This window comes from Actinomadura sp. 3N407 (assembly GCF_052245875.1).
GTDB lineage: Bacteria > Actinomycetota > Actinomycetes > Streptosporangiales > Streptosporangiaceae > Spirillospora.
The window spans coordinates 70,192-81,632 of sequence record NZ_JBQQBP010000027.1 but is presented as its reverse complement, the minus strand read 5'-3'; the positions used below and the strand labels follow the sequence as shown (position 1 = coordinate 81,632).

Below are 11,441 nucleotides of genomic sequence, written 5' to 3'. Positions count from 1 at the left end.
CCATGCGGACGATCTCGTCCTTGTGCTCCTGGGTGAAATGCCGCCTCTGTCGTGCCAACGGCCTTCCTTTCCGGTTCTCTCCCCAACTCTAGTTGGGGCCCTGTCCGGAAGATCCGGGGCACCTCAGTTCCCGCGCTTCGGGGTGGTCGCCCATGAGGATGTGCCAGTAGCACGTCCCTTGGCCTGGTCCGGGTTCCGCGCGGTTCCGCCATCGGTCGGTCATATGCGCGGGCAGTGGACTCATGGGCTCTCCATATCTGGATCATCTGTCAGGGCAGCGGCGTTGAAATCGCGGATCTGCTGTCTGAGCTGGACGGCGAGCGGACTGCCTTGGAAACGCGGTCCGGCGAGTCGGCGGTGCAGGTCTGCCAGGTAGCGCGTGACGGTCGTAAGACGCATTCCGGGGTCCAGCGTCAGAAGCTTGGTCAGTTCCTCGGCGGTGCCCTCCAGGTCACCCCTCAGGAGGTGGGCGACTCCGGTGCCGACGCGTATTTGAGCCCAGTTCGCGGGCGAGATCGGGGTACCTGCGGCCCATGCGCTGTCTGCCATCTCGGCTGCTTGTAGCGCGCCGTCAAGATCACCGGTTCGCATGGCCACCGACAGAGAGAACAGGGCTTGGCGCTCGGTCGGGAACGACCACACCGATAGATCAGAGGGGGTGTCGTGGGTGGCCTCGGCGGATCGCTCGGCGCGGTCCACGGCCTCGCGTGCCCTGGTCTTGTCCCCCAGTAGAACGGCGGCATTGGCCTCGTACCAGGCAAGTTGGGTCTTCATTGGGCTGGGTGCACTGGCCTCAAAGCCCTGCCGGGCAAGGTCGGCTGCCTCGATGAAGCGGTTCTGCCAGCGTGCCGTCTTGGCCTGGGCGTACCACGCGAACGACTCGCTTGCTCCGGCCTCCTGAGCGAGCATGAGCGCGGCAGCGGCGTATTCCTCGGCGACGGCGTCGAGATCGACGTCTCCGAAGATCACAGCAGCGTGCGCAAGAAGATCTGAATCGATCCTGAGTAGCTCCCGCGTGTGGCGGGGCCGGTGGCGTCCGCCTTCCAAGAGTTCCTGCGTACGGCGATGTAGTTGGACTACTTCGCGGAGCAGTCTTTTCGCGGGAACTCGCGTGTGGGATTTCGCGAGTGACGTCGTTGATCGTGCAAGCCGCGCGATCGCCTCTTCGTTGGTGTCGCTCGCGGTTACCCACTGAGTTAGGCGGACGATCTCGGCCGTACGCGCCAGCTCGGCTGCGTCGACGCGGTCGGGCTCTACCTCTGTTGGAGCGGGAGACATGATCCCCGTGCGCGAACGGCTGCGCTCTTTCTGCTTCGCCGGCGGGATGAAGCCGAGTTGTTCAGCCGTCCGGCCGGTCAGCTCTTGAAGTGCTTTCCGGTACGGCGGGTGCGGCCAGCGCACTTCGCCCCGTTCCCAACGGCGAAGTCGTTCCTCGTCACAGACCAACCCGTTCGCGATCGCCGTGGGCGTGTGGTTGATCGCCTCGGCCATGTCGGCGCGGGTGGAGTACTTCGCCTCGCGCCATGCGGTGAGTTGCGCGTTGGGGATCGTGTCGGGCATCCGGCCTTGCCTCGAAGGGGGACGGAAAGGGGCTGGTTGGGGGCGGAAAAGGGGACTGGTTGGCGGTGCTGACTGAACGTGGTGACTGGTTGTCTCTGTGACAGGCAACACCGTACGTCATTGATCATGCGGCCTTGGGAGGCATGACTGGTGATCCTCCGTCCGGGAGAGAACGAGCCGACTCGTGAGATCCCCTGCTCCTCGTGCAACGGGCGGGGTTGGTCCTGGGTGTCGTCCCGGGTTGACCTGCTGGTCGCGCGTCGCGGCTCCGGACGTGGACCGGAACGACTGCGGGAACCCTGCGCCATGTGCCGTGGGGATCGCCGGGCCGAGGTGGCGTGAATACGGCGGGTCTGACGGCGTGTACGGGCGGCCGTCGCCTACCGGCACACAGACGGGAAGCCGCGGCGCGATGACGCCAGTCGGCAGAGAGGCAACTTCCGATGACCGCAACAGCCTTGATGGATAGATCGGCGCATCAGCGTGCGCAGACGTTGACGAAAGCCTGTCCCGACAGCGTGTATCTGACCCGTGCCTTGGTGCGTGAGTCCCTCGACGGGTGGGGGCTGTCGGCCTACGCGACCGACGCCTGCCAGATCATGGGTGAGCTTGCGGGGAACGCTGCAACGCTCTGCGCTGGTGACATGATCCGCGCTTGGGTGAGCCGGATCGACGCTGGCATAGAGCTGTGCGTGTGGGACGGGCACCCCGGACACCCCACGCTGCAATCGCCGCGTGACGGCGCCGAGTGCGGGCGTGGCCTGATCCTCGTTCAGGCGTTCGCGTCCGGCGGCTGGGGATGGTGCAGCCTGGCGGCGGGAAAAGTCGTCTGGGCGCGCATCGCGGTCGATTACGCGTTCATGCTCTCCGCTGCGCGGGCGGTGGGCCGCCCGGTGGTCGGGCCTCTGCCGCACGTGCGCAGGCCCACGGCACCGGCCGCCATTCAGTAGACGGCCCCGCCCTGCGGTGCGCGTCCCACCGGTTCCCCCCGGCCTGGTGGGTCCCCCAATCGCCCGCAGGGCGGGCGGCAACCAACTCAACCCGGCGTCAAAGTCACTCCACGGCCCCAAACACCACAGTTCACGGCCGTCCAGGAGAATCCAAGGCCCGAATACGCACACGGTTGTGTGGGGACCTGTCCAAGGGGAAATCGCGGGCCTGCGTCAACAGGGTTGGGCTGGGCCCCCGGTGCACCGTAGTTGATCGCTGCGAGTTCGCGCCGGGGGCCCAGATCGGGGGTGACCTGGCGCGTGTCGGGTGGGTCGAAGCGTGCGGTTTTCGGCGTGGGCTCCCGGTGTGGCTGAGGGACGAGGTGAAGAAGTCCCAGCTCGGGAACCGGTGATGCCGTGACAGCACCGTCTGACGTCTGCTTTGCTGGTGGTACTCGTGTTGTCGAGCTGTTGGCAGGACCTCGTGTCAGATCACGCTTCGTACGCTCCGAAGTATGTCCAGATCATGGAGACGCTTCGCGCTCGGATCAAGGACGGGACCTATCCCGTCAACGCGCCGATTCCCTCCGAGTCGGCGCTTGGGCGAGAGTTCGGGGCGTCACGTCCCACGGTGGTCCGTGCCTTGAACGAGATGCAACTCTTGGGCGAACTGCATCGTGAGCACGGGCGGGGCACCTTCGTTAAGGCGGCTCCCTCGTCCGGGGCGCGCAACAGCCGGCCCGGTCTGACCGTCCTGGATCGCCAGGAAACCGCTACCTCTATCAGGACGGTAGAGATCGGTCGTGCTTCTGCGCCGAGTGCGGTTGCGATGCTGCTTGGCCTGGCCGAATCGGCACCTGTCCACCTGCGGCGGTACGTGGGGCTGTACGACTCCATCGCCAGTGAGCTTGTCTCGCTGTGGACTCCGCTTGATGTCGCACGGGCCTCGGGCCTGGACCAAGAGGGGCCGTTGACGGTTCCCGTCCGCCAGCTCTTGACCGCGTCGGCCAGGGACCGACTGACCCGCGTTGATGAACGCATGCAAGCTCGGCGTCCTACTGACCAAGAGCGGGAGTCCCTCGACTTGGCGGAGGGAGAACCCGTGCTGTCGGTGCTGGGCTCGGTGGTCGACTCCACGGGGCGGACGGTCTTGGTCGTAGAGGTCGCTCTACCCGGATCGCTTCACGTGCTCGAAGAGTCCTACGGACTGTGACCCAGATCACTCGATAAGTCGTCTTGCATCCCTTGTAGATCCACCTCTGTCGCATAGTCTGTCGGTACAGCAACTCGACAGACCGAGTTGTCGTCAGAAGGATCGATCGACAGGGAGCAATTGCCATGGCGGTGCAAGGTCCGTTCAAGGTCGCGTTCGGGGACGTGTTCCCCTACGGCGCGTACATCAAGGGCGGTGTCGAACCGGTGCGCGACTTCGACCGGTCGACCCGCGAGAACTTCGTCCAGGCGCGCGACAAGGACACCGGCGAACTGGTCTGGGCCGTCGAGGTCCTGGACGCCGACGCCGAGTCCAAGGGCACGTTCAAGGTCAAGCTGATGGCACCGGTGCAGCCGATCATGCCGGAGGCTCCGGCGGGGTTCCCGTTCGTGCCGGTCGAGTTCGACGGCCTGTGCGTGACGCCGTACGTCAACAGCGGCACCGGCCGCCTGGCCTACTCGCTCAAGGCGGCGGCGGTGCGCCCGGCCAACTCCCGGGGCGGCTCGTCCCGTACCTCGGGCAAGGACGGCGCGGCGGCTAAGGACGCTGCCTGATGGCGGGCGGGCGCATGTCGGCGCTGTCGCTGCCCATCGACGGCGCGGCCTCAACCGAGTTCCGCGCGTTCCGGGCGCGTACTCCGCTGTTCACCGTCTCGGCCGGTCGGGTGCTGGTCACCCTCACCCTTCCCGAACGGCTCGGCGCCTCGGATGTCGAGTTCGCGCGGAGCCTGGCCGAACAGGCGGCGGCGTACGCGGTGGAGGTCGAACGGCTGTACCGCTCCGGCCGTGGCTCCGCGTCCGGCCGCCGGTCCTCGTCGGGGCGGTCCTCGGGCAAGGGGAGGGCTGCGTGATGGGTGCCTACAGCTACACCACGGTGCAGGTGGAGCCGGACGGGACGGCGCTGACATCTGTGAGCATGCACCCGGACGAGCGGGTGTCGGTGCTGTACCCGCGCGGCAAGAACCGGGCGCAGATCTCGATCACGCACGCCTACGCCCACGTGATCATCGCTCCGACCAGGGCCACGGCACCGACCGCCGAAGACGTCCGGGTCGCGCGCAAGCTCGCCGAGTCGTTCGCGGCCTACGCGGCCGAGGTGGAGCGGCTCCACGTCGAGAACTGCGCTTCCGACTCCGCAGAGGACACAGCGGCCTGATCTAGGTGGGGCGGCTGGAGCTGGTACCTCCGGCCGCCCCTCTTCTCTCCCCAACAGCTAGTGAAGAGGTGACCCATCATGGCATGGGAGTTCCGCAAGCTCGGACCCGGCGAAAACGTCGCGGTCGAAACCCAACGAGACCCGTTCGCGGCCCCCAAGTGGGCTCCTCCAGTGTGGCACATGCCCGAGGGCCTGGTGCTGATCGTCAACGCCGTCCGCTTCCTGGTCCGGACCGTGGTGTTCCTGGTCCGCAACATCGTCCCCGTCTCGGCTGCGGCGGGGCTCGGCTGGCTCGGCTACCGGTTCGGGTGGACGGTCCCCGTCCTGGCCCTGGCCCTCGTCTTCGTCGTCCTGGGTGTGTGGGCGGGGGTGGACCGTCCGTCCTTCGTCCGCTGGGTGGTCCGTCCGGCCCGGTCCTGGTGGCGGCTGGTGTTCGTCTACCGGCGCGACTGGCAACCGGTCCTGGTCACGGCCGGGCTGACCAAGGTGCACAAGGGGCGGGAGTATCTTCCCTCGCTGGTGCGGGTCCGGTGCGGCCCGACGTCGGATCGGGTCCTGGTCCGCATGCTCAAGGGGCAGGCTCCCGACGCGTGGGAGCGGGTGGCGGTCAACCTGGCGCACGGCTTCGGCGCGTCCCTCGTCCGCGTCCGGAACGGGGACCGTCCGGGACGTATCTGGTTGGAGTTCGTCCGCCGTGATGCCCTCGCCGAACCGATTGCGGCGCTGCCCGTCCCGGACGCCTGCGACGTTGATCTGTCCGGGCTGCCGGTTGGACGGGCCGAGGACGGCTCACCCTGGCGGCTCCGTCTCCTGGGAACCCACGTGCTCATCGCGGGGGCGACGGGGTCCGGCAAGGGCTCGGTCATCTGGTCGACCATTCGCGCGCTGCTGCCGCTCCTGCTCGGCGGGCTGGTGGAGGTGTGGGCCATCGACCCCAAGCGCATGGAACTGAGCTTTGGGCGGGCGCTGTTCGAACGGTACGGGCGCTACAGCGACGACCCCAAGGGCGGCATGGTCGACCTGTTGGAAGCGGCGGCCGAGGACATGAACGCACGCGCCGAACGCTTCGCCGGTCTGACGCGCTCGTTCACGCCCTCGCATGAGTTCCCGTTCCGGGTGATCGTGGTGGATGAGCTGGCGTTCCTGACCGCCTACTGCCCCGAACGCGACCTGCGAAAGCGCGCCGAGTCCGCGCTTGCCGTGCTCACCACACAGGGCCGGTCGGTGGGGTACTGCGTGATCGGTGCGCAGCAGGACGCCCGCAAAGAGGTCAACAACCTGCGCAACCTGTTCCCCGACCGGATCGCGCTGCGCCTGGACGAAGACGAACAGGTCGACATGGTGCTCGGCGACGGTGCCCGCGACCGTGGGGCCCTGGCCGACCAAATCTCCTCCATCCCCGAGATCGGCGCGGGCGTGGGGTTCGTCCGGCTGGAGACGAGTCCGGATCCGGTGCGGGTGCGGGCCGCCTACGTCTCCGACGCCGATATCCGGGCGATGGTTGCGCTCGGCTGCCCTGGCCTCGACATCGAGGGGGCGGCGTGAGGCAACCCACCCTCGACGGCTCGGAGGTCGACGCCTCCCCGCCCGAACCTGCACCGGAACCGGTGGTCAAGACGCTGGCTCCGCTGGCGCGCGGGGTGCTGGAAGCGGTGGCGGTCGAACACGGCGTCTGTATCCGGCCGGTGCCCATGCGGCGGGTCGACCTGAACACGGGCGCGGCCGAGGTCGTCTACGTCCCCTGCGGGCACACCCTGGCCTCGGTGTGCCCCTCGTGCGCCGAACGCAAGCGCAAGCTACGGGCCGTCCAGTGCAACCAGGGCTGGCACCTGGACACCGAACCTCAGATCACGCGCGCTGACCCCGATGACGAGCAACGCGCCTGGATGCAACTGCGGGCACAAGCGGCGGCGGCCCGTGACCGTGCGGCCGAGGACGGTACGGCGGACGGCGAAGACTCCGAGTTCTGGGACGCGGTTGTGCGTGACCTCGACAATGAGCTCGAACGGTCGGGCGTGCGGGGTGCCCTCAAGACCGGTGAGGAAAGCAAGGGCCGGCGCTCTCGGTCGACCCGTAGGCGGCAGGATGCGCCGGACCTTCCCCGGCGTCCGGTCGACTCCCGCACCGTGGGCAAGGTGTTCCGCGGCCGTGACGGCAAGACGTTCCGGCCCTCGATCTTCCTGACCCTGACGTTGGACTCCTACGGGCGGGTGCGCTCGGACGGAACCCCCGTCGACCCGGCCACGTACGACTACACGCGGGCCGCGCGGGACGCGTTGCACTTCTCCAAGCTCATCGACCGGTTCGTGCAGAACCTGCGCCGCTTCGTCGGCCACGACGTGCAGTACTTCGCCACCGTCGAACCACAAAAGCGGCTCGCTCCCCACCTGCACATGGCCATTCGCGGGACGATTTCGCGGGCTGAGCTGCGGCAAGTGGTAGCCGCGACGTACCACCAGGTGTGGTGGCCTCCGACCGACCGCGTCGTCTTCTCCGGGGATCACCTGCCGGTCTGGGACGACGTTGCGGGCGAGAACGGCGGCTACCTCGACCAGGCAACCGGTGAGGTCCTGCTCACCTGGGATGAAGCCCTAGACGCCCTCGGGGAGGCCGAGGATGCCGAACCCCTGCACGTGCTGCGGTTCGGGCGGCAGATCGACGCCCAAGGCGTGATGGCCGACTCCCCGAAGTCCCGAAAGCTGATCGGCTACCTGACCAAGTACCTCGTCAAGGGCGTCGCCGAATGCCACAACGCCGAAACCGGCGCGCAGCGTGAGCACGTCGACCGGATGGCCGAGACCCTCCGCTATGAGCCGTGCTCACCGACGTGTGCGAACTGGCTGCGCTACGGCGTCCAGCCCAAGAATCCGCGGCAAGGGATGACCCCGGGCTTCTGCAAGGGCAAGGCACACCGCCGTGAACACCTCGGCTACGGCGGCCGCCGCGTCCTGGTCTCCCGCAAATGGTCCGGCAAGACCCTCGCCGACCACAAAGCCGACCGCAAAGCCTGGGTCCTCGCGCGGCTGGCTGAAGCCGGAGTCCCCGTCACCAACCCGGCAGATCCCAACGCCGTCCACGTCTGGGAACGCGCCGGACCTGGCGACCCGGACGTCAAGCCAGCAGAACAACGGCTCTTGCTGCTGATCAACGAACGCGTCCAACGACGGAAGCAACTCGACCAAGCGACCTCATCCGAACTTTCGGCAACTGCGGAGGCGGCGTGAACGGGGCACCAAAGGCAGAGGTGTTGAAGCTGCCGGTCGATCGGACGTGGACTCCACAGGAGGTATCTCGATTCCTCGGCGTCCCGGTGGCCACGCTTCATCAGTGGCGCTACCTCGGTACGGGACCCAAAGCGGCCAAGGTAGGGCGTCACCTTCGCTACCTGCCCGCCGATGTCCTCGCCTGGTTCCGCCAGCAGCAGGAGGCCGCGTAATGGCTGTCTACGATCGGTGGCACACGGCCAAGCCTCGTACCGACGAACAGGGCAAGCCAATACCGCCATGCCGTGAGCACAAGCAGTGCCCCAGCGTCGACCACGGTAAGGGTGACCGCTGGCAAGTCCGCTGGCGTGACGAGACCGGCAAGCAGCGCAAAAGCAACTTCGCGAAGAAGGCAGGCAAGGACCCGAACACCTGCGCCGATGCCTTCGACGCCAAGATTCGGGCGGCTCTGGATGCCGGGACGTACGTTGACCCTGCGCGCGGCAAGATCCTCTTGGGGGACTTCGCGAAGCGTTGGCGTAGCGGCCTGACCGGCGACCCGAACACCCTATGGAACGTCGATAAGCGTCTTGCCCACATCATCGACGTGCAGCCTCGTCCGGGCCAGGGCAAGAGCCGGCGGCCTACGGGCGACCCCAGCGTGATCGCCAATCAGCCCATGTCGCTCTTGGCGGCGCGTCCCAGTCTGGTACAGCAATGGATCAAGAGCTTGGAGCTCAAGGGGCTGTCACCCGGCTACATCAAGCGCATCTTCGACACGCTCTCAACGATCTTCATCGCCGCCATGGAAGACGGCTTGGTCGACAGGAACCCCACCAAAGCGAGTTCGGTCAAGCCTCCCCGCGTACCGAAAAAGAAGGTCGTGCCGTGGACGCTTGACCAGGTGGAGTCTCCGGACGGACCGCCCCATACGGCGCGACTGATCTTCACTCGGCCTAGTGGCCAACCCCACTACGGGGGCGTCTTCAACTACGTGTGGCAACGGGTCCGCAGGGCCGTTGGTGTCCCGGAGACCCCCGAGAACGGCATGCATGTCCTTCGCCACACGGCGGCGTCTGCCTGGCTCGCCGCGGGCGTCGACATCCGGACCGTGGCCGAGTACCTCGGGCACGCTGACCCCGGCTTCACGCTCCGGACGTATGCGCATCTGCTTCCGGATGCCGCTGACCGCGCACGCACGGCCATGGATGCGTTCTTCGCCTCGGAAGGCAAGATCGAGAACGCTAGTGCCCTGCATGTGCCCTCAGACCTGGGGCGGTGAGAGAACATGCAGGTCACAGCGGGTCTGTCAGGGCTCGAACTTGTAGCCCAGGCCGCGGACCGTGACGATGTAGCGCGGCGTGGACGGGACCTCCTCGATCTTGGCGCGGAGGCGCTTGATGTGCACGTCCAGCGTCTTGGTGTCCCCGACGTAGTCGGCGCCCCACACGCGGTCGATCAGCTGCATCCGGGTCAGGACGCGGCCGGCGTTGCGCAGCAGCACCTCCAGCAGCTCGAACTCCTTGAGCGGAAGCTGGACGGGTTCACCGGCGACGCTGACCACGTGCCGTTCGACGTCCATCCGGACGGGACCGGCCTCCAGCGTCGCGGGCGACAGCTCCTCGACCTCGCCCTGGCGGCGCAGGACGGCCCGCATCCTGGCGACCAGCTCGCGCGTGGAGAACGGCTTGGTGACGTAGTCGTCGGCGCCGAGCTCCAGTCCGACGACCTTGTCGACCTCGCTGTCCTTGGCGGTCAGCATGATGACGGGCACGCTGGACTTGGCGCGCAGCTCCCGGCACACCTCCGTGCCGGGAAGTCCGGGGAGCATCAGGTCGAGCAGCACGAGGTCGGCACCGTTGCGCTCGAAGATGTCCAGCGCGTCCGGGCCCGTGGCGGCGACGGCCACCTCGAAGCCCTCCTTGCGCAGGTTGTACGACAATGCGTCGCTGAACGACTCTTCGTCTTCCACGACGAGCACGCGGGTCACGGTGTTGCCTCCCGGGCGGTGTTCTGTGTGTCTTCCTCTACGTCCGCGTCTTCCGCCGCGTCCGCGTCCCTTCTCACGTCCGCGTCTCTCCCGGCGGCCGCGCCGTTCCTCGTTTCCGCCGCTTTCCCCGCCGTGTCTCCTCTCGCCGCGGCGACCTGTCCGTCCGCGGGGTCTCCGTTCGCGTCCGCGCCGGCGGGACGCGGCGGGACGGCGGCGTCGAGCAGCGGCAGCCGGATCGTGAACGTCGACCCGTGGCCCTCCTTGCTCCACACGGTCACGTCCCCGCCGTGCTTGCTGGTGACGTGCTTGACGATGGCGAGCCCGAGGCCGGTGCCGCCGGTCTGGCGGGACCGGGCAGGATCGACACGGTAGAAACGCTCGAAGATCCGCTCCACCTCGCCGTCCGGGATGCCGATGCCCTGGTCGGTCACGTTGACCTCGACATGCCGGTCGTCGCACATCCGGGTCGCGACGACGACGCGGGTGTTCTCCGGGCTGTACGCGACGGCGTTGTCGACCAGGTTGCGGAGCGCGGTGACGAGGAGTTCCTGGTCCCCGCGGACCCGCAGGCCGTCCTCGCCGCCGACGGTCAGCTCGATGTCCTTGGCGGACGCCTTGAACTGGCAGCGCTCCAGCGCCTCGGCGGTCACCTCGTCGAGCGTGACGGGACGCAGGTCCGGGAGCGGCTCGTCCCCCTGGACGCGCGACAGCGTCATCAGGTCCTGGACGAGGTTGGTCAGCCGCACCGACTCGTACTGCATCCGGCCCGCGAACCGGCGGATCGCCTCGGGGTCGTCGGCGGCGTTCTCGACCGTCTCCGCGAGCAGCGACAACGCGCCCACGGGCGTCTTGAGCTCGTGGCTGACGTTCGCCACGAAGTCGCGGCGGATCGCCTCGGTGCGGTGCATGTCGGTCAGGTCCTCGGCCAGCACGAGGACGAGTCCGTGCGACCCGAGCGGGGCCACCCGCACCGCGAACCAGCGTCCGTCGGCGCGGCTCCGCACACTCGTCGGCCCGACCTGGATCTCGGCTTCGCGGATCTCCCCGTCCCGCCGGACGAGCCGGGCCATCGCCAGCACCTCGTCCACCACGAGCCGGTCGCCGCTGACCATGCCGAACGCCCGCGCGGCCGAACTGGCGCGCAGGACGCGGTCCTCGCCGTCCACCACGACGGCCGACGACCGCAGGACGCTGAGCACCGAGGCGACGCCCGGCGGCAGACCGCCCACCGGCGCCACCGGAATCGCCGTCTGCTCGGCCCGCTCGCTCACTCGCACCGCCAATCCAGTGGCGAGCCCGATCGCGAGCCCGGCAAGCCCCGTCAGGATCGCGATGATTTCGACCTCCACACCACGGATCGTAAGCGGCATCCGGACCCCTCCCACCCGGAG

At 67.9% G+C, this 11,441-nt stretch carries 12 protein-coding genes; 9 read left to right on the top strand and 3 right to left on the bottom strand.

Annotated features, from left to right (window positions below; all coding sequences use genetic code 11):
- Window positions 1-240: 240 nt before the first annotated feature.
- On the bottom strand, window positions 241-1,560 hold the full coding sequence (locus tag ACTWPP_RS40600) for a hypothetical protein (RefSeq protein WP_443109800.1): 1,320 nt from the start codon (window positions 1,558-1,560) through the stop codon (window positions 241-243).
- A gap of 443 nt (window positions 1,561-2,003) precedes the next feature.
- Here ACTWPP_RS40600 and ACTWPP_RS40595 point away from each other — a divergent pair, with 443 nt between their 5' ends.
- The 9 genes from ACTWPP_RS40595 (at window position 2,004) to ACTWPP_RS40555 (ending at window position 9,342) form a co-directional block, all read left to right on the top strand.
- Window positions 2,004-2,510 carry an ATP-binding protein gene (locus ACTWPP_RS40595; RefSeq protein WP_443109799.1) on the top strand — a complete coding sequence of 169 codons (507 nt, stop codon included), beginning with the start codon at window positions 2,004-2,006 and terminating at the stop codon, window positions 2,508-2,510.
- Between the two features lie 505 nt (window positions 2,511-3,015).
- Window positions 3,016-3,702, top strand: coding sequence for a GntR family transcriptional regulator (locus ACTWPP_RS40590; RefSeq protein WP_443109798.1), 687 nt, complete (start codon window positions 3,016-3,018; stop codon window positions 3,700-3,702).
- A gap of 125 nt (window positions 3,703-3,827) precedes the next feature.
- Window positions 3,828-4,256: a plasmid replication, integration and excision activator gene (locus ACTWPP_RS40585; RefSeq protein ID WP_443109796.1), complete on the top strand. Its 429-nt coding sequence runs from the start codon at window positions 3,828-3,830 to the stop codon at window positions 4,254-4,256.
- Window positions 4,256-4,552 (top strand): hypothetical protein, encoded by a 297-nt coding sequence (locus ACTWPP_RS40580; RefSeq protein ID WP_443109795.1) that lies wholly within the window; start codon window positions 4,256-4,258, stop codon window positions 4,550-4,552. Before ACTWPP_RS40585 ends, ACTWPP_RS40580 begins: the two co-directional genes overlap by 1 nt.
- Window positions 4,552-4,857, top strand: a complete 306-nt coding sequence (locus ACTWPP_RS40575; protein ID WP_443109794.1) for a hypothetical protein — start codon at window positions 4,552-4,554, stop codon at window positions 4,855-4,857. The genes ACTWPP_RS40580 and ACTWPP_RS40575 overlap by 1 nt, the downstream gene beginning before the upstream one ends.
- 78 nt (window positions 4,858-4,935) lie before the next feature.
- The gene (locus tag ACTWPP_RS40570; protein WP_443109793.1) at window positions 4,936-6,402 is read left to right on the top strand and encodes an FtsK/SpoIIIE domain-containing protein; all 1,467 of its coding nucleotides are present in this window, start codon (window positions 4,936-4,938) and stop codon (window positions 6,400-6,402) included.
- Window positions 6,403-6,464: 62 nt separating this feature from the next.
- On the top strand, window positions 6,465-8,081 hold the full coding sequence (locus ACTWPP_RS40565; RefSeq protein WP_443109802.1) for a replication initiator: 1,617 nt from the start codon (window positions 6,465-6,467) through the stop codon (window positions 8,079-8,081).
- A complete protein-coding gene (locus ACTWPP_RS40560) occupies window positions 8,078-8,293 on the top strand; it encodes a helix-turn-helix transcriptional regulator (RefSeq protein ID WP_443109792.1) in 216 nt (71 codons plus the stop codon). Before ACTWPP_RS40565 ends, ACTWPP_RS40560 begins: the two co-directional genes overlap by 4 nt.
- Window positions 8,293-9,342 (top strand): tyrosine-type recombinase/integrase, encoded by a 1,050-nt coding sequence (locus ACTWPP_RS40555; RefSeq protein WP_443109791.1) that lies wholly within the window; start codon window positions 8,293-8,295, stop codon window positions 9,340-9,342. The genes ACTWPP_RS40560 and ACTWPP_RS40555 overlap by 1 nt, the downstream gene beginning before the upstream one ends.
- 27 nt (window positions 9,343-9,369) lie before the next feature.
- On the opposite strand, the gene ACTWPP_RS40550 is transcribed toward ACTWPP_RS40555, so the two are convergent.
- Both ACTWPP_RS40550 and ACTWPP_RS40545 read right to left on the bottom strand, forming a co-directional pair.
- Entirely contained in the window at window positions 9,370-10,050 is a 681-nt protein-coding gene (locus tag ACTWPP_RS40550; RefSeq protein WP_443109790.1) for a winged helix-turn-helix domain-containing protein, read from the bottom strand.
- Window positions 10,047-11,399 (bottom strand): sensor histidine kinase, encoded by a 1,353-nt coding sequence (locus ACTWPP_RS40545; RefSeq protein WP_443109789.1) that lies wholly within the window; start codon window positions 11,397-11,399, stop codon window positions 10,047-10,049. The genes ACTWPP_RS40550 and ACTWPP_RS40545 overlap by 4 nt, the downstream gene beginning before the upstream one ends.
- Between the last annotated feature and the right edge of the window lie 42 nt (window positions 11,400-11,441).